The following is a 17,313-nucleotide window of genomic DNA, read 5'->3' on the forward strand; positions in this document are numbered from 1 at the left end:
AGCAGCACGGGGCGGGCTCACCCGAGAGCCGCCGGCTGGAGGGTGGGTCGCGGAGCCGGCGGCCGTCTCGGAGCGGCCCACCGAGAGACGGGTCATCGACGCGATGCCGGCCGACCGTCCAGTCCGCGACGGGGCGACGTCAGGCCGGCGCGCCGAGCGGCGGGTGCTCGAGCACGCGAGGCCGGTACTCGACCAGCTGGATGCGGCCGTCGAAGGTGCGGTGGTCGATCATCTCGAGGGCGACGTCCGGATAGCCGTCGTAGATGCGTTCTGCGCCGGTGGCCCCGGTGATCACCGGGAACACCCCGACCCGGAAGCGGTCGACCAGGCCGGCCCGGAGCAGGGACCGGCACAGGCTGAGGCTGCCGATCGTGCTCAGCAGCCCCGGGCCGCTCTCCTTCATGGCGCGGACCGCCTCGACGGCGTCGTCGCGGACGAGCGTGCAGTTGGCCCACGTCAGCGGCTCCTCGAGCGAGGACGAGAACACCACCTTGGACGCGCGCGTGAGCTCGTCCACGGACGCCTCCTCCTCGGGCCGGAACTCGGCCTGACCGTCCGGGACCTCACCGGCGGCGAAGCCCGACATGAGGCGGTAGGTGTTCGCGCCCATCAGGTAGGTGACCTCGGGCTGCTCGCCGAGCCAGGCGAGGTACTCCGGGCCCTCGAGGCCCCAGAACCCGGGCCATCCCTCTCCCGACGCGTACCCGTCGAGGGAGGTGATGAAGTCGACGAGGAGCTCCGCCATGGCCGTGTCCTTTCCTCGGGTGTCACGAGCTCGGACCTGCCGGGAGCCACGAACTCATCGGCCGCGCGGCGCAGCCCACGACGCTGCACCGTCCCGATCGGCCGCCGGATGGCCGGCGGCACGGCGCGGGAGGCGCGTGCGCCGTCGAACGGCCCATCCGGAGTGGCCGCCCGTTCTGGTGAGGTCCCCCGGGAGGAGTGGTCTAGGGGCACCCACGCGGCATCAGCCGCTCGAGCACGGCCTCGAGGACGCCGTCCAGCTGCTCCAGCTGGGTGGCGTCCAGCGCCTCCGTGACGAGCCTGCGGACCGTGCCGACATGGCCGGGGGCGGTGGCCACCACCTTCGTCCAGCCGGCGTCGGTGAGCGTGGCGTTGGTGAAGCGTCCGTTCTCCGGGCACGGACGCCGGGCGACCCAGCCGCGGGCCTCGAGGCGCGTGACGACGTGGGAGAGCCGCGACAGCGAGCCGTTGGTGAGCAGGGCCAGGCGGCTCATCCGCATGGTCCGGTGGGGCGCTTCGGAGAGGCCGGCCAGCACGAGGTACTCGAACCAGTTGAGGCCGGCGTCGCGCTGGAGCTGGGCATCGAGCTCCTGCGGCAGCCGCACCAGCAGGACGGAGAGCTTCATCCAGACGCCGAGCTCGGCGGCGCTCAGCCAGCGCGGCTCCTCGGTCACGGCCAGATCCTAGCGAGGGTTGACGCTTCAACCAGGCAGTGCTTGGGTCTGAGTTGAAGGTTCAAGTCCCTTCACCGGAGGTCCTCATGACCCGCATCGCCGTCGTCGTCGGCACCACCCGCCCGGGCCGCAAGGCCGAGACCGTCGCCCGCTGGGTGCACCGACTGGCCCACGCCCGCGGTGACGCCGAGGTCGAGGTGCTCGACCTGGAGTCGTTCGGGCTGCCGTTGCTCGACGAGCCCCTGCCACCGTCGATGGGGCGGTACAGCCGGCCGCACACGCAGGCGTGGGGTGAGGCCGTGGCCCGCTTCGACGGGTTCGTCTTCGTCACGCCCGAGTACAACCACGGCATACCCGGGTCGCTGAAGAACGCGATCGACTTCCTCAACAGCGAGTGGGCGAACAAGTCCGCCGGGTTCGTCGGCTACGGGGTGGTGGGCGGCGCCCGCGCCATCGAGCAGCTGCGTCTGGTGCTCGCCGAACTGCGCGTCGCCACCGTGCGCTCCGCGGTCTACCTCAACCTCTTCACCGACTTCGCGGACTTCACGGACTTCACGCCCGGCACGCACCAGGTGGAGTTCCTGGAGCAGACGCTCGACCAGGTCGTCGAGTGGGCGGACGCGCTGGCGCCGCTGCGCGCCGCGGCCCGGGCCGGCGCGGCGGCCTGACGGCTCCACGTCGCTCGTGCTCTGCCCACTCCGGATGGGCAGAGCACGAGCGCGGTGGGCAGAGCACCCGTCCCAGCTCGCGCCCGGGACTGCCCTCGTGAGCGAGGGCGTCGAGTTCCTCCGCGGGAGTCGACGACGGCCCGCCACCGCTGGTCCGCCGGGATGACCCGCCACACCGGGCGGTGCGGGGTGCCCGGAGCCGCCCTCGAACGCGGTCGCACGTCCACGGGATCCGCCGGACGAGCCCTAGAGACCGAGCGCGTCGAGCAGCTCCGCGTGCCCGCGCCGGCGGGCGAGGGCGAGCAGCCAGCCCTCGACGTCCTCGGTGTCCAGCCGGCCGGTGACGGGACCGGCGGCGTCCTCGGTGACCCCACGGCGCACCGTGACCGGACGCGGCCGGCCGGCCGACGGGTCGAACGTCACCACCATCCCGCCGTACCCCAGCCCGGGCGCCTCGCCCGGGGGGGCGCCCGGCGGCAGCCGGTCGAGCCGACGACCCAGCTCCTCCGCCTCGGCCGGCGTCAGCTCGAAGGTCGGGTTCGGACGGCCCGAGTAGACGAGCAGGTCGACGCGCGCACCACCGCGCGCCGGCGACCGAGGAGAACCGCTCACCAGCACCACCCCGCACCCATTCTGACGGCGGGCACGGCACCGGGACCCCCGTGACGTCAGGGTGACGGGACCGTGACGCCCTGCCCGCCATCCTCGGGTCGCAGGGCGCGGACCGGGTGCCGCGGTCGCGGGTCAGCCTCGTCGGAGCAGGCGCCCGGTGTCCCCTCGCCACCCCGCGCGACGAGGCAGAGGAGTGGATCGATGTTGCGGATCACGGCTGACGTCTTCTCGGGTCGGCAGAACCCGGTCGCCGAGGTGGGCGACGAGCGGGAGTCACGGGCGCTGCTGAGGGAGGTTCAGGGTCTCACGACGAGGCTGGCGGACGCCGATCCCCCAGGCGGTCTGGGGCCGCGGGGGTTCGTCCTCGAGACCCTCGGCGACGACGTCGCGGTCGACCCGTCCTCGGGCGCGACCAGCTACCTGTCCCTCTCCTCGCTCGGCGCGGCCGACCGCGGCACCGAGATCGCCGAGCGGCTGCTGAGCCTGATGGAGACCGGCCGGGCCCCCGCGGACGCGCCGGACACGGCGGCCCTCGACGCCGACCTGCGCGACCACCTCCTGGCGCAACTGGCCGGCGGGGGCGCCGAGTCCGTCACCGACCAGGTGGCCGCGGCGTCGGCGGCAGCGCAGGCGGAGCCCGCGGACGTGACCTGCACGATCGAGCTGGGGGTGTTCAACCCCGGCTTCTGGAACGACGACGCGACCGTCCGCCTGAACAACAACTGCTACAACTACGCGAGCAACTGGCGCACCAACACCTTCGCCCAGCCGGGCCGCGGGTGCGGGCGGATCTACACGGCGATCACCTGTCCCGAGGTGACCCGTGCGGCCCTCTGCGACGGCGTGCACCGGCGCTTCGACTGCTTCCCGGACAGCGAGAAGCCGCGCTACCTGGTCGCGCTCGTCGTCGCTCCCGGCCCCGGGTTCGTCGACTACCACTGGTTCCGCAGGCAGAGCGGCGGGTTCTGGGGCCACAAGCCCGGCGGCACCGCGGCGCGCAACACCGACAACAGCGGCGTGCTCATCACGAACCCCGAGACCGCCAACCGGGGGCCCTACACCCAGTTCTGCGGCTACTTCTACGGCTGCGACAGCCAGCGCCGGCGGATCCGCTGACCGTGCGCCGGCCGGCCCGCCGGGGAGGCCCCCGGGCGGGCCGGCCGGTGCCGGAGTCCCGGCCGGAGGAGACGGTCAGCCCCCTCCGGCCGGTGGCTCCGCGGCGGGGGGTGTGTCGGCAGGACCCTCCCCGTCGGCAGGACCCTCCCCGCCGGCAGCGCCCTCGCCCTCGGCGCGGCGATCCCCGAGGAGGCGGACCTCGTCGCCCGCCACCTCGGGCGTGAGGCGCTCGACGTGCTCGTCGATCCACCCCCACGCCTCCTCGCCGTCCGGTTCCCGCTCCGGGACCCGCACCGGACCGGCTACCGACGCAGGACCGAGGCGGGGGCGACCTCGGGGGTGGGGTGCTCGACGTAGCCGCCGGTGCCGCCGATCTCCCCGATGACCTCGTGCATCCGCCCGGCCGTGAGCACGCCCATGACGGCGAGGGAGGTCGGTGACGGGAGGCTGTAGTCGTCACAGGCGTCGAGGTCCACCTGGTAGCCCAGGTCCTGCAGCGCACCTCCGGTGACCCGGCTGAGCGGGTTGGCGCCCTGGTTGACGAAGCCGGTCATCATCTCGGCGCCGAAGACGCTCTCCCGCCAGTGGCTGCCGATCGTCCCCGGCCCGAAGTCGTCCTCGATGGGCACCGGCACGCCGGCGGTGCCCCCGCCCGGCGCCGCGGCTGCGAGATCGGCGAGGTCGGCGATCCGGACCCCGGCGCACGGGTCCTGCAGCCGGCCGAACTCGGCCATCGCGGTCGGCCCGGTGAACGACCACTGCGGGGTGTTGCGGTTGGCCACGAAGCCCTTCGCGCTCCACACGAAGTCGAGCATGCCGATGACGTGCCCCATCTCGTGCATGATCACGATGTCCCAGAGGCCCTGGGCCATCATCGTCGGGATGTCGGCGACGTCGAACTCCATGCCGCCGGTGATGGGCAGGAACTCGTGCGTGCTGCCGGCCGGCCGCACCAGGCGGGGCCCGGCCCGGCCCAGGACCCGGCCGGGCCCGTCGATGGACACACCGGCGGCGTCGATGCGGACGTCGTCGACGGTCGTGCCGTCGGGGAGCTGCACGTCCTCGAGGTCACCGACGATGACCTCGGCCCACCTGTCGGCGGCCGTCCGGAAGGCCTGCTTCTGCTCCTCGGTGAGGCCGCCGAGGAACCGGACCTCGATGCGGAAGGGGTCGTCGGTGTCGGCGATGCGCTTGGCGACGTCCTCCCTCGCCCTGGCCTCGTACACCTCCTCGACGTCGACCGCCTCCAGTCCCGAACCGAGTCCCGCGAAGAAAGTCGTCACTGGAACCTCCCGGTGAGGGCGTCGTCGTGCCGGTGGTCGGCAGGACGTGGACGGGACGCCGCGGGTCACCGGCGGTGCCGAGGTCCATCCCGCGCCCGCACGCTAGGAGCGCCTCGTCAACGAGCCGTCACCGAGCCGTCACCGAGCCGTCACCGCCCCGCGGTCGACGGCGGGGCCGGGCGCCTCACCCGCCGTCGTCGCCCGGCGCCCCGGCGCGGCGCACGACGTCGTCGAGCCAGTCGCGGACGGCGTCGAGCACCTCGGCGGGGGACGCCGCCACGGCGACCGTCACCTCCGGGGCCGACGTCCCCGCGGGGGTGTCCGCCTGCGTCAGCAGCCGGGCCCGGAACCGCCCGGCGTCCTCGAGCCAGACGCGGACGAGGAGCGCCGCGCTCGGGTGGTCGGCCACGTCGTGCCTCCTCCGGGTCCCGCGCAGCGTCGCGGCGCCGGCTGCGGGGACACCCGGCGCGGTCGACGTGCCGGGAGCCATGGTCGGAGGTCGTGCCACCCGGCGCAGTCCCCCGGACGGAGGACCCCCCGGGGCCGTGGGCATCACCGCCCCGCGAGAGCCGGGTGGTGTGGCGGCAGGGACCGGCGGATCCGGGGGACGTGCCGGAGCAGCCGGGACATCTCCTCGCTGGGGGGCACGCCCAGCTCGGTCTCGAGCACGGTGCGGAACAGCTCGTAGGCCCGGACCGCCTCGGCGACGTTGCCCTCGGCCAGGTGGATGCGGACCACCATCCGGTGGGCGCTCTCGCGCAGCGGTTCGGCGCGGACCGCGGCGTGGGCGGCCTGCAGCGCCTCGCCGTGGCGGCCGAGCGCGGTCAGCCGGGCGGCCACCGCCTCCAGGCCCCGCATGCGGAGGTCGCGCAGCCGCTCGCGCTCCAGCAGGACCCAGTCGTCGTACCACCCCGGGAGCAGGTCGCCGAGGAGCGCCGCGTCGGGGAGGGCGACGTCGCCGGACGCCGTGGACGGCGTCACCGCCCGGCGCGCCCAGGCGTCGAGGTCGCGCACGTCGACCCGGACGCCGGTCGCCAGCCGCAGGGCGTCCCCGGACACCTCGACCAGGTCCGGCGCCGCCTTCCGCAGCCGCCACAGCGCCGACCGCAGGCACCCGTGCGCGTGGTCCTCGGGGAGGTCGGGCCACAGGTGGCCGGCCGTCACCGCCCGGGTCTGCCGCCGGGACAGGCACAGGTGCGCCACCAGCCGCTGCACCGCACGCGGCAGCTCGTCGGCACCCGACCGCGGGCCGCGCCACGGCAGGTCCAGCCCGAAGCCGTCGAGCAGGGTGACGGAGGCGGAGGTGCGGTCCACGTGAGGGTCCTTCCTCTCGGGACGGGCAGCGGGGACCGGGCGGTGCCGGGGTGGCGGCAGGCACCCGACACGGACGACGGGGACGGCGGCGTCGGCGGCGACAGGACCCGGCCGGGCGAGGCGGACCGCGGTGCGGCCGGGCGCGGCGCGCGGGCGCCTGCGGCCCACGCCCCGGTGGCCCGGTGGGGACGGGCGGATCAGCTGCCGGAGCGCCGCCGCGTCCGGGAGGACGGGGCGCTCCTCGAGGACGGGGCGCTCTTCGTCCGGGGAGGTCTGGGACGTCTGGGTCCGTCGACGACCGACATGGTTGCCCCCCTGGACGCACGCGTGCTCGATGCGAGAGAGCAACGCTAACCACGTCCGTGGGCCGGGACCGTACGCAGTTGTGCGTAGGCGGACGGCTGGAACGAGGTCGTGTCCTAAGGCCCTTCCTCACCGGCACCGGCGCAATACGCTCGGTCACGTGTCGCGCACGACCACGTGCTCCGCAGCGTGGCTGGCACTCGTCGGGGACATCCTGCAGGGCCGGCCCGGGGACGCGGAGTTCCCGCACCCCCAGGTGGCCGACCTGCTCCTGCGGTCCTTCGAGTCGGCCTGCTGCTCGCTGAACCACGTCGACGCCGCGTGGGTGGACCACGTCGTCCAGGGGTGGCCGGAGGGCTTCCTGCCGACGGTGCCGCCGTCGGGGATCCTCCCGAGTGCCCGGACCCAGCCGCTCATCCGCTGGCACGCGGTCACCGGCAGTGCGGCGGCCCAGATCCTCGGGCGGGTGCCCCGAGACGTGGCGCCCGCGGCCATGGTGGCGGAGTGGTCGGCGTTCGCCCGGCCGCTGGGGATCCCCCACCAGCTCTCCCTGCCGCTGTGGGTCGGCACCGGGATCGAGGCCTACGTGCTGAGCCGTCCCGACGACGACTACACCGACGACGACGCCGAGCTCGCCGGCCTCGTCCTCCCGGTGCTGGCGGTACTCGCCCGCCAGGCCCGGGTGCTCGCCGACGCACCACCGTGGCGGTGCGAGCGCGCCCGCGACACCGGCCTCACCGAGCGCGAGTTCGCCGTCCTCACCCTCCTCGGCGCCGGCCTGACCGCGGCGGCGATCGCCCGCCGCCTGCACACCTCCCCCCGGACGGTGCACAAGCACCTCGAGCACGTCTACCGCAAGCTCGGCGTGCGCGACCGGCTGATGGCGGTGCAGCGCGCCCGGGACACCGGCCTGCTGGCCACCCCCACCGCCCCCGCCAGGGCGGCGGACCCCGGAACGCTGGTCCCCCCGCCGCGCCGCGGCGACCAGGCAGCGGCCGGGTCACCACTGCACGGGAGCGGCCGGGCGCGGTGACGCCTCCCGGGGCCGCTGCGCTCGCCGCGGCGGCCGTCCGCGGTGATGCTGCAGGCACCAGCCACCGCCCGGAAGGACGGAGATCCCCATGTGGGCACAGACGCTCAGCGGCCCGTTCCGCTTCGAGCAGGTCGAGGTCGACGCCCCCGACCCGGCGTCCCTGACGCCCGGGCACGTGCTCCTGGCCACCCGCGCCGGCGCCATCTGCGGCAGCGACCTGCCCAACTTCCGGGGCGGGCTGTGGCCGCACCCGGCGGCCGAGGACGGCTGGGGGGCCACCCGCGCGCCCGGCTTCCCGATGCACGAGATCGTCGGGGAGGTCGTCGCCAGCCGGCACCCCGACCACTCCCCCGGCGACCTCGTCGTGGGTTGGGCGTCGATGTTCGACGGCATCGCCGAGCTCGTGGTGACCGACGGCGACGGCCTCGCCCGCTACGACACCGGCCTGCCGCCGACCACCGCGGTCATGCTGCAGCCCCTGGCCTGCGTCCTCTACGCCGCCGAGCAGCTCGGCGACGTCTCCGGGCAGGCCGTCGCGGTGATCGGCCAGGGCCCCATCGGCCTGCTGTTCAGCTCCGTCCTGAAGGCGCGCGGGGCGTCCCGGGTGACCGGCGTCGACCCGGTGGACCGCTCCGACGTCGCGCGGGTCTTCGGCGTCGACGAGACGGTCACCGCCCGGGCCGAGCGGTGGGCGGGCCGGCTGTCCGACGCCGACCGGCCGTCGGTGGTCGTCGAGGCGGTGGGCCACCAGGTCTCGACGCTGCAGCCGGCGCTGGACGCCGTGGCACCCGGCGGCCAGGTCTTCTACTTCGGCGTCCCCGACGACCCGGTGTACCCCTTCGACATGATGACCTTCCTGCGCAAGAACCTCACGCTGCGCTCGGGGGTCACCCTGGAGCGGCGGCGGGTGCTGGCCGAGGCCGGTGCGCACCTCGCGGAGCACCCCGGGCTGCGGGACTGCTACGTCACCGACGTCCGCCCCGTCGCCGAGGTGGAGGCGGCCTTCACCGCCGCGATCTCACCGCGGCCGGGGCAGCTGAAGATCGCCGTCGACATGACCTGACGGCCGGCTCGCGTGGTCACGGGAGGACCGGCAGCGGGGGGCGGCCGGCCGGACTGCCGGGACGACAGCGCTCGCTCCCGGCGTCCCCAGGGCAGTGGGCAGCACCCACCGGTAGGCATCCGGCATCACCAGGACCACGACGGTCGGCGCCTCCAGGTGGACGGCGCGCGAGGCGAGCGGCAGCTCGTCGAGGTGGCAGCGCGCGGCGTCGTCGTCGGACCACACCTCGATGCCGAGCACCCGGTCGCCGGAGAGCCACGTCCGGCGGTAGAGGCACGGCCCGTCGGCGCCGAGCGGGACCGGCGGCAGCACCTGCTGCAGGCCGGCGAGGTCCCGCGGATCCGCGTCGTCCCAACACAGGTGGATCACGAGCACCGACATGGCGTCCCCCTGACAGCGTCGTGGCCGGCGGGCCGGACCCTAGGCGCCGCGGCGCACGCCGTCGCTACGCAGTTCTCGCCATTGCGCCCTCGCCGGTGCCCGCGTCGTCGACGAGGACCCAGGTGGTGCGCCCGTGCAGCGGCGGGGTCTTGGTGCCGTCGGTGAACCACACCACCACTCCCCCGTGGGCCCGGCAGTGCGAGCGCACGACCCGCACGCGGCCGTCCTGCCGGCCCTTGGCCGGCCGGACCAGCGGGAGACCGAAGTCGGTGCCGACGACGTCGGTGGTGAGCACCGGCTCGCCGGTGGCCAGGCGGGAGGTCGGGAGGGTGGTCATCGGGGCCTCCGGGGGTCGCATCGAGCAGTCGAACGTGTGTTCGATCGTCCTCCCGTCCGGGGACGGACGCAAGCTCAGTCCGGCCGCGTGCCGCTGCGGGTGACGCGGATGGTCCGCGGGGTGCGGGTGGCCCGGATCGGGAGGCTCTCCCCCAGCTCGACCAGCCGCTCCACCGCGGCGTCCTTGTCCACCTGGGAGCGCAGGCCGCCGCCGGACCACTCGCAGTCGAGGTCACCCGCCGGCCCGGACCGGCCGCGCAGCCGCTCCCGGGCGTACTCCTTGTGCCGCCGGGCCTCGTTCTCCGCCGCCCGCCAGGCGTCGTAGTCGTGCACGGCGGCGACGTAGTCCTCGTCGGTGACGGTCAGCCGGGACTGGCGGGACCCCTCGCCCTCCGTCCCGGGGTCGACCGGCGGACCCCAGCAGGCATCGAGGAACGGGCACCAGTCGCACATGGTGTCCACGCCGGGCCCGAACCCGTCGCGCGGGACGGCGTCGGCGCCGTCGTCCTCGACGGTGGCGTAGACGTCGGTGAGCCACATGATCGCCTCGGCGGTGAGCGCCGGGTCGTGGTCGGCCTCGAAGACGACGTCCTCGCCCGAGTCGCGCGACAGGTAGCGGATCCGCAGCCCGTCGACGTCCTGCCCGGCCCCGGCCGGCAGCCGGCGGTCGGCGGTCTGCCCGGTGCGCAGCAACCACGCGTAGACGGCGACCTGGAACCAGTGCCGCACCGGGACGCCGCGGGTGAGGACCCGCTCGAACCCGAACCGGGACGTCGTCTTGAGGTCCTCCACGACCGGGGCGTGCCACCAGTCGCAGCGGCCCTTGACCTGCTCGCCCCGCAGGCCCACCTCGGTGAGGCCGCCGTACTGGCGGCGCAGGGCCCGCAGCACCCCGCGGTGCAGTTCGGTGCCGATGAAGGCCTGCAGCCCGGTGCGGGTGTTGGTCGGGCGGCGGCGGGCGATCCGGTAGGCCGCCCGCCGCCGGCACTCGCCGAGCTCGGAGGCGCCGATCATCCGCTGGCGGGAGCGGGCCCGGCGGCCGTCGAGGTCGCGCACCGCGGCGGCCAGGCTCGGCGCGGCCCGCCGCTCGGCGGCGCTGGGGCGGGCGGGCAGGACGGCGGTCACCGCGTCCTCCTCTCCTCGGGACCGGGACGGGGCCGGGAGTCCGGCCCCGCCCCGGCGACTCGGCTCAGGCGACGTCCGGGCGGTCGTCGGCCGAGGCCCGCTGCCGGGCGATGACGTCGCGGACGAGCGCGGTCAGCCGCTTGGTGGCCACCTGCTCGGCCGGCCGGCCGAACCGGGTGCCGATCTGCTCCTCGGTGACGCCGAGGGCCTCCAGGCTGGCCAGCACGCCGCGGCGGGCGGCGTTGAGCCGGCGCTCCCGCGGGTCGTCCGGGGTCGCCGAGGGCTCCAGCAGCGGGTTGACCGGCGCGGCCTCGGGCTCGGGCGACGGACGGGCGGCCGCGGCGGCGGCGCGGGCGGCCTCGACCACCGCGGCCGGCGTCTGCGGCGCGGGGGCCTGCGCGGCGGCAGGTGCCCGGCGGCGCTCCGCGGACCGGCCCGCGGCCGACGCCGGGACCGAGGCCTCGACGAACTCCTCGTGCCGGGCCTGGATCAGCTCGGCGACGGTGTAGTTGCCGCCCGGGGTCGGCACGTCGACCGACAGCAGCGCGGCGCGGTTGGCCTCGGCCCACACCTCGCGCAGCTCGTCGTCGTCCCCGGCCTCGCCGATCCGCGCGACCAGGTCGGCGAGGTCCGAGCCCCGCCGTCCGGCCGCTCCGCCGCCCGTGACCGCACCCGGCAGGCCGCCCGCGCGGGCGCCGGCGGCCTGCTCGGTCCGCTCGTGGTCGAGCAGCCCGCCGCCGTGGAAGGCGACGAGGTCGCGCACGTGCGCGGTGCCCGGGTCGCACTTGAGGGCGTCGAAGACCAGCCACTCCAGCAGCCGGCCGTTCGCCTCGCGCGCGGTGACCTCGCGGGCCGGGTCGTCGTTGGGCTTGATGCCCACGTGCACGCTGCGCGCGCCGACGATCAGCGGTCGCCGGCCGCGGCGCAGCCGCATCCACACGCTGGCCGCGTAGGGGAACTCCCGGTGGGTCTGCACCGACCAGGTCTTCTGCCCCTCGATCGGGCGGCCGTTGGCGTCGACCTCGGTGACCTCCTTGCCGCGCGCGGTCACCACGACGATGCCGGGGAAGGTCAGCAGCTCGGTCTGCAGCTTGCGCCAGCGCGCGCCGGCGTCGTTCCACAGGTTCTGGCTGATGGTGATCTCGGCGTTGGGGTCGCGCTTGAGCAGCTCGCGGTTGCGGGCGGACCTGGCGGCCCGCTCGCTGGCCCAGTCCTTCAGGCCGTCCCAGATGGCCGAGCCGGTGTCGATGCCGAGCACGACCGGCGGCTCGCCGGCGTCGGCGGCGCGGCGCGCCTCCGCCTTGACCGCCTGGACGGCGGCCAGCACCGCGGCGTAGGAGCCGTCGTGCTCGACGAGCTCGTAGCGCGCGCCGGGGATGGCGCCGTACTCGTCGCCGGCGCCCTCGTTGAGGTCGATCCAGTACAGCGCGCCGATCCTGTCGCTGGCGCTGAACTGGGCCAGCGCCCAGCTCTTGCCGGCCTTCTCCTCACCCTCCAGGAGGATGCACGGCCACGGCACGCGACCGGTGGGCTTGCGGGTCTTGAGGCCGGAGGTGGCCATGGGGGACTCCTTGTCGACACGGGGAAGATGTCGATCCGGAATCTAGGGACGGGTACCGACAGAACCGGACTGTCAAGCCGCCCCGCCGGACACGCGGGCGGGTCGTTCGCTCTCGGCGGAACGGTGACCGGCGTCCCACGGCGGCGCGGCGCGGCGGGCTGCACCGGGGACCGGCCCGCACTAGCGTTCGACAGCGTGGGCGCCACCTCCGACGACGGTCCGGGCGGGGCGCGCGACGCCGTCCTCCCGCGCCCGGCGACGCCCCACGAGCTGTGGGAGCGCAGCCAGGAGACCGCGCAGCGCCTGCAGGACGTCTACCGGCGGATCGTCGACGCCGGCAGCCCCGAGGGGTACCGGGCCGCCGCACCGGAGTTCCTGCGGCTGGTGCGCCGCTTCCTGACCCTGCGGCTGACCGCCGTCGCCACCGGCCGGCGGCTGGCCTTCGAGCAGCGGGTGCCCCCCGCCGGCAGCGTGGCGGTGGCGGCGCTCTGGGCGGAGGTGTTCTGGGCGGCGCGGGCCGCCTCGCCCGACGACGACTCCGGGGTGCTCGAGCGGGCCGACGCGTCCATCCGCGGCCTGCTGGCGTGCGCCCCGGACGACCTGGCCGACCGCTACGCCCTGACCGCCTGGTGGCTGCGGCTGCAGCAGGTCGAGGACACCTTCGCCGGCCTGGAGGTGCAGGCACAGGCGGCGCTGGAGACCCGGCAGGAGCTGCGCGAGCACGAGCTGGAGACGCGCCGGCTGCAGGCCCGCTGACGCCCCACGGTCCTCAGGCCGCGCCCGGCAGCGGCTGGGGGCGGCCGCGCAGCCGGCGGGCGAGCGCGGTGTGCCGCCGGCCGGAGCCGGTGGCCCGCACCGCCTGGCCGAGGGCCCGCGGGGAGCCGACGAGCACGACGAGCTGCTTGGCGCGGGTCACCGCGGTGTAGAGCAGGTTGCGCTGCAGCATCATCCACGCGCTGGTCGTCAGCGGGACGACGACGCAGGGGTACTCGCTGCCCTGGGAGCGGTGGACGGTGACCGCGTAGGCGTGCACCAGCTCGTCGAGCTCGGCGAAGTCGTAGCGGATCGTCTCGTCCTCGTCGGTGACCACGGTGAGGGTCTGCTCGACCGGGTCGACGGCGGTGACCACGCCCTGGGTGCCGTTGAAGACCCCGTTGGCGCCCTTGTCGTAGTCGTTGCGGACCTGGCTGACCTTGTCCCCGACGCGGAACACCCGCCCGCCGAACCGCTTCTCGGGCCGGTCGGGGGCGGCCGGGGTGAGCGCGTCCTGCAGCAGCTCGTTGAGCGCGGCGGCGCCGGCCGGCCCCCGGTGCACCGGGGTGAGCACCTGCACGTCGCGACGCGGGTCGAGCCCGAAGCGGGCCGGGATCCGCCGGACGACGACGTCGACGGTGAGCCGGGCGGCCTCCTCGGCGTCGTCGGTGCTGAACAGGAAGAAGTCGTCGAGGCCGCGCACCTGCGGCGGGTTGCCGGCGTTGATCCGGTGGGCGTTGGTGACCACCCCCGAGCGGCTGGCCTGCCGGAAGACCTGCGTCAGGCGCACGTGCGGGATGGGGGTCCCCTCGGCGAGCAGGTCGCGCAGCACCTCCCCGGCGCCGACCGAGGGCAGCTGGTCGACGTCGCCGACGAGCAGCAGGTGCGCCCCGGGGGGCACCGCCCGCACCAGCTTGTTGGCCAGCAGCAGGTCCAGCATCGAGGACTCGTCGACCACCACCAGGTCGGCGTCCAGCGGCCGGTCCCGGTCGTAGGCGGCGTCCCCGCCGGGCCGCAGCTCCAGCAGCCGGTGCACGGTGACGGCCTCGACGCCGGTCAGCTCGGTCAGCCGCTTGGCCGCGCGGCCGGTGGGCGCGGCCAGCAGCACCCGGGCGCCCTTGGCCGCCGCGAGGGTGACCACCGAGCGCACGGTGAAGCTCTTGCCGCAGCCGGGGCCGCCGGTGAGGACGGCGACCCTCGCCGTCAGCGCCAGGCGCACCGCGTCCTGCTGGCCGGGCGCCAGGTCCACGCCGGTGCGCCGGCGCAGCCAGGCCAGCGCGGCGTCCCAGTCCACCCCGCCGAAGACGGCCATCCGGTCGACGTCGGCGCCGGCCAGCCGCTTGAGCCCCCCGGCGAGGGAGACCTCGGCCCGGTGGAAGGGGACGAGGTAGTAGGCCACCGTCGGCGGCTCGCCCGGCGCGCAGGGGAACTCCTCGCGGACGAGGTTGTCCTCGGCGACCAGCAGGGCCAGGCAGTGCCGCACCAGGCTCGGCGGGACCTGCAGCACCTCCACCGACTGGGCGATCAGCTGGTCCTCGGGGAGGAAGCAGTGGCCCTGCCCGGTGGCCTCGGAGAGCACGAACTGCACGCCGGCCTCGACCCGCTCGGTGCTGTCGTGCGGGATGCCGACCGCGGCGGCGATGGTGTCGGCGGTCTTGAAGCCGATCCCCCAGACCTCGGCGGCCAGCCGGTAGGGCGCGGTGCGGACGACGCCGATCGACGCGTCGCCGTACTGCCGGTAGACGCGCACCGCCAGCGACGTCGACACCCCCACGCCCTGGAGGAAGACCATCACCTCCTTGATGGCCCGCTGCTCCTCCCACGCCTCGGTGATCAGCCGGGTGCGCTTGGGGCCGAGGTTGGGCACCTCGGCGAGCCGGCCGGGCTGCTCCTCGATCACCCGCAGCGCGTCGGTGCCGAAGTGGTCGACGATCCGCTCGGCCAGCCGCGGGCCGATCCCCTTGACCAGCCCGGACCCCAGGTAGCGGCGGATGCCCTGCACCGTGGCCGGCAGCACGGTGGTGTAGTCCTCGACGAGGAACTGGCGGCCGTACTGGGGGTGCGCCCCCCACCGTCCGCGCAGCCGCAGCGTCTCCCCCGGCTGCGCGCCCAGCAGCGACCCGACGACGGTGACCAGGTCACCGCCGCGCCCGGTGTCCACCCGGGCCACGGTGTAGCCGGTCTGGGGGTTGGCGAACGTGACCCGCTCCAGCGTCGCCTCCAGGACCGACGGGGTCCGCACCTCCTGCACCCTGCCGATGGTCACACCTCCGGCGCGCGGGGGCCGGGCCACCGCTCGCGGGTCCGGGAACTGTCGGTGCCCGTCCGTAGCCTCCGCGGCGCTCACCTGAGCGCTGCACCGAACGTTACGGAGGACCGGACCATGGCCGGCGAGACTGTCATCACCGTCATCGGCAACCTGACCAGCGACCCCGAGTTGCGCTGGACGCCCTCGGGCGCGGCGGTCGCCAACTTCACCATCGCCTCGACCCCGCGCACCCTGGACCGCCAGACCCAGGAGTGGAAGGACGGCGAGGCGCTGTTCCTGCGCTGCAACGTCTGGCGGCAGGAAGCGGAGAACGTCGCCGAGTCGCTGACCCGCGGCTCGCGGGTGGTGGCGCAGGGCCGCCTCAAGCAGCGCTCGTTCGAGACGAAGGAGGGCGAGAAGCGCACCGTCGTCGAGCTCGAGGTCGACGAGATCGGCCCGTCGCTGCGGTACGCGACGGCCACCGTCGCCCGCGCGTCCCGTCCCGCCGACCGCTCCGGCGGCAACGGGCACGCGGGCGGGTTCGGCGAGGCCGCCCCCGCGGCGGTCCGGGCCGGCGCGGACGACCCGTGGGCGGCGGCCGGTGACCCCGGCGAGGAGCCGCCCTTCTGAGGTCCCGCCGTCGGTGGGGCCGTGCCGGCCGGGCCGGCACGGCTCCACCCCGGGTCAGCCGGCGGCGCGCCCGAGCTCGGCGGCGTCCTGCTCCACCGCGGCGGCCAGGAGGTCCAGGTCGCCGACGACGGCGGGGTCGGCGACGAGGCCGAAGCCGAGCCGGCCGGCGACCGACATGACGCCCACCCGGAGCGCGTGGTGCTGCGCCACCTCGACGAGGGGCTGCACCGCGCCGACGGGTGCGCCGAGCACGGTGACGGCCCGGTCGGGGCCGCGCACGTTCGACACGTTGAGCGCGAAGGACCGCCCGCTGCGCTGCAGCCGCTGCGACCAGCCGGCCAGCCGGGGTGACAGGCGCGCCATCCGGGCGGCGAGCGCGTCGAGCTCCCGGGCGTCGTGGCGGGCCTTCCGCAGCGCCGTCTCCTGGCGGACGGCGGCCAGTCGCGCCCCGGGGTCGGCCTCGTCCACCGGCAGGTCCACCCGGAACCAGGAGTCGCGGTTGCCGAGGTCGTCGCCGCCGGAGTGCAGCGTCACCGGCACCTTGACCCGCAGCCCGTGCAGCGACCCGTGCCGCTCCTGCAGCCACCGGCGCAGCGCACCGGCCACCACCGCGAGCACGGCGTCGTTGACCGTGGCACCGGCCAGCCGGCGGGCCGCCCGGCGCAGCGGCTCGGACGCGACCACGGCGAGGGCCACCGCGCGGTCGCGGCCCACCTCGGCGTCGAACGGGGAGCGCCGCAACCCCGGGACGAGCTCCCCGGTCAGCACGCCGGCGAGCGAGCCGCGGCCGGCGCCGGGATCCCCCGCGGGCGCCGGGCGCGCGTCCCGGGCCGGGGCGGGGTCCCACAGCACGTCCTCGGCCAGGCGCACCACGGTCCCGCCGTCGGCGAGGGCGTGGTGCACCCGCCACACCAGCACCGCACCGCCGCCGGCGACCGGCCCGACCACGTCCATCCGCCACAGCGGCCGGCCGCGGTCCAGCCGCTCGGTGAACAGCCGGGCCAGCTCGCTCCGCAGCCCGTCCTCGTCGAGCGGGCCGGCCGTGGCGACGGCGCCGACGTGGGCGGCGACGTCGACCCCGCCCGGGCACCACACCGGCTCCTGCGCCGTCCCGCCCAGCCGCCAGGTCAGCCGGGGCGCACCGGGCAGCCGGCGGGCGACGGCGTCACGGAGCCGGTCGGGGTCCGGCGCGCCCTCCGGCAGGTGCACCACCGTCGCCGTGTGCCCGACCAGCCGGGCACCCTCCAGCGCCAGGATCGCCCGGTCCTCGTCGGTCAGCGGGACCTGCACGCCGCCAGCCTGCCGCCGCGCGAGCGCCGCGGACAAGGACGGACGCCGCCGATCACGGTGGGCGAGGAACCGGTGACGCCGGTGCGGACCACGCCGCGCCGGAGCCCCGATCCCGCCCTCGGCGGGAAAAGCCGGTGACGGCCCGCCCGGCCCGTCGCTAGCGTCCCGGCCGCACCGTC

At 75.7% G+C, this 17,313-nt stretch carries 18 protein-coding genes; 6 read left to right on the plus strand and 12 right to left on the minus strand.

All coding sequences use genetic code 11. The annotated features are described in order from the left end of the window. Positions 1 to 139 precede the first annotated feature (139 nt). Both ACI8AD_RS00470 and ACI8AD_RS00475 read right to left on the minus strand, forming a co-directional pair. Complete coding sequence (locus tag ACI8AD_RS00470) at positions 140 to 745, minus strand: dihydrofolate reductase family protein (RefSeq protein ID WP_456868560.1); 606 nt, start codon at positions 743 to 745, stop codon at positions 140 to 142. A 202-nt stretch (positions 746 to 947) separates the two neighbouring features. Next, entirely contained in the window at positions 948 to 1,418 is a 471-nt protein-coding gene (locus ACI8AD_RS00475) for a MarR family winged helix-turn-helix transcriptional regulator (protein WP_456868561.1), read from the minus strand. A gap of 86 nt (positions 1,419 to 1,504) precedes the next feature. On the opposite strand from ACI8AD_RS00475, the gene ACI8AD_RS00480 reads away from it, so the two are divergent. Beyond that, the gene (locus ACI8AD_RS00480; protein WP_456868562.1) at positions 1,505 to 2,086 is read left to right on the plus strand and encodes an NADPH-dependent FMN reductase; all 582 of its coding nucleotides are present in this window, start codon (positions 1,505 to 1,507) and stop codon (positions 2,084 to 2,086) included. A gap of 246 nt (positions 2,087 to 2,332) precedes the next feature. On the opposite strand, the gene ACI8AD_RS00485 is transcribed toward ACI8AD_RS00480, so the two are convergent. Beyond that, entirely contained in the window at positions 2,333 to 2,698 is a 366-nt protein-coding gene (locus ACI8AD_RS00485) for a hypothetical protein (RefSeq protein ID WP_456868563.1), read from the minus strand. Positions 2,699 to 2,899: 201 nt separating this feature from the next. On the opposite strand from ACI8AD_RS00485, the gene ACI8AD_RS00490 reads away from it, so the two are divergent. Then, positions 2,900 to 3,814 carry a hypothetical protein gene (locus ACI8AD_RS00490; protein ID WP_456868564.1) on the plus strand — a complete coding sequence of 305 codons (915 nt, stop codon included), beginning with the start codon at positions 2,900 to 2,902 and terminating at the stop codon, positions 3,812 to 3,814. 302 nt (positions 3,815 to 4,116) lie between these two features. Here ACI8AD_RS00490 and ACI8AD_RS00495 read toward each other — a convergent pair whose 3' ends face one another. The 3 genes from ACI8AD_RS00495 to ACI8AD_RS00505 all read right to left on the minus strand — a co-directional run bounded on the left by ACI8AD_RS00495 (position 4,117) and on the right by ACI8AD_RS00505 (position 6,411). After that, on the minus strand, positions 4,117 to 5,097 hold the full coding sequence (locus ACI8AD_RS00495) for a leishmanolysin-related zinc metalloendopeptidase (RefSeq protein ID WP_456868565.1): 981 nt from the start codon (positions 5,095 to 5,097) through the stop codon (positions 4,117 to 4,119). A 184-nt stretch (positions 5,098 to 5,281) separates the two neighbouring features. Beyond that, entirely contained in the window at positions 5,282 to 5,506 is a 225-nt protein-coding gene (locus tag ACI8AD_RS00500) for a hypothetical protein (protein WP_456868566.1), read from the minus strand. 143 nt (positions 5,507 to 5,649) lie between these two features. After that, positions 5,650 to 6,411, minus strand: coding sequence for an AfsR/SARP family transcriptional regulator (locus ACI8AD_RS00505; RefSeq protein ID WP_456868567.1), 762 nt, complete (start codon positions 6,409 to 6,411; stop codon positions 5,650 to 5,652). A 463-nt stretch (positions 6,412 to 6,874) separates the two neighbouring features. Here ACI8AD_RS00505 and ACI8AD_RS00510 point away from each other — a divergent pair, with 463 nt between their 5' ends. Further along, positions 6,875 to 7,747 (plus strand): response regulator transcription factor, encoded by an 873-nt coding sequence (locus ACI8AD_RS00510; protein WP_456868568.1) that lies wholly within the window; start codon positions 6,875 to 6,877, stop codon positions 7,745 to 7,747. Positions 7,748 to 7,835: 88 nt separating this feature from the next. Continuing rightward, positions 7,836 to 8,810 (plus strand): zinc-binding dehydrogenase, encoded by a 975-nt coding sequence (locus ACI8AD_RS00515; protein ID WP_456868569.1) that lies wholly within the window; start codon positions 7,836 to 7,838, stop codon positions 8,808 to 8,810. Here the strand turns inward: ACI8AD_RS00515 and ACI8AD_RS00520 are convergent. The 4 genes from ACI8AD_RS00520 to ACI8AD_RS00535 all read right to left on the minus strand — a co-directional run bounded on the left by ACI8AD_RS00520 (position 8,766) and on the right by ACI8AD_RS00535 (position 12,213). Continuing rightward, positions 8,766 to 9,191: a hypothetical protein gene (locus ACI8AD_RS00520; RefSeq protein ID WP_456868570.1), complete on the minus strand. Its 426-nt coding sequence runs from the start codon at positions 9,189 to 9,191 to the stop codon at positions 8,766 to 8,768. The genes ACI8AD_RS00515 and ACI8AD_RS00520 overlap by 45 nt on opposite strands. Positions 9,192 to 9,255: 64 nt before the next feature. After that, entirely contained in the window at positions 9,256 to 9,528 is a 273-nt protein-coding gene (locus ACI8AD_RS00525) for a hypothetical protein (RefSeq protein ID WP_456868571.1), read from the minus strand. Between the two features lie 74 nt (positions 9,529 to 9,602). Further along, the gene (locus ACI8AD_RS00530) at positions 9,603 to 10,652 is read right to left on the minus strand and encodes a PD-(D/E)XK nuclease family protein (protein WP_456868572.1); all 1,050 of its coding nucleotides are present in this window, start codon (positions 10,650 to 10,652) and stop codon (positions 9,603 to 9,605) included. A gap of 64 nt (positions 10,653 to 10,716) precedes the next feature. Beyond that, entirely contained in the window at positions 10,717 to 12,213 is a 1,497-nt protein-coding gene (locus tag ACI8AD_RS00535; protein WP_456868573.1) for a hypothetical protein, read from the minus strand. A 195-nt stretch (positions 12,214 to 12,408) separates the two neighbouring features. Here ACI8AD_RS00535 and ACI8AD_RS00540 point away from each other — a divergent pair, with 195 nt between their 5' ends. Continuing rightward, entirely contained in the window at positions 12,409 to 12,969 is a 561-nt protein-coding gene (locus ACI8AD_RS00540) for a hypothetical protein (RefSeq protein WP_456868574.1), read from the plus strand. Positions 12,970 to 12,982: 13 nt separating this feature from the next. On the opposite strand, the gene recD2 is transcribed toward ACI8AD_RS00540, so the two are convergent. Further along, complete coding sequence (gene recD2, locus ACI8AD_RS00545) at positions 12,983 to 15,217, minus strand: SF1B family DNA helicase RecD2 (RefSeq protein ID WP_456868575.1); 2,235 nt, start codon at positions 15,215 to 15,217, stop codon at positions 12,983 to 12,985. Between the two features lie 132 nt (positions 15,218 to 15,349). Here recD2 and ACI8AD_RS00550 point away from each other — a divergent pair, with 132 nt between their 5' ends. Then, positions 15,350 to 15,844 (plus strand): single-stranded DNA-binding protein, encoded by a 495-nt coding sequence (locus ACI8AD_RS00550; RefSeq protein ID WP_456868576.1) that lies wholly within the window; start codon positions 15,350 to 15,352, stop codon positions 15,842 to 15,844. Between the two features lie 54 nt (positions 15,845 to 15,898). On the opposite strand, the gene ACI8AD_RS00555 is transcribed toward ACI8AD_RS00550, so the two are convergent. Continuing rightward, on the minus strand, positions 15,899 to 17,134 hold the full coding sequence (locus tag ACI8AD_RS00555; RefSeq protein ID WP_456868577.1) for a WS/DGAT domain-containing protein: 1,236 nt from the start codon (positions 17,132 to 17,134) through the stop codon (positions 15,899 to 15,901). Between the last annotated feature and the right edge of the window lie 179 nt (positions 17,135 to 17,313).

The sequence above is a fragment of the Geodermatophilus sp. SYSU D00766 genome, assembly GCF_054049915.1.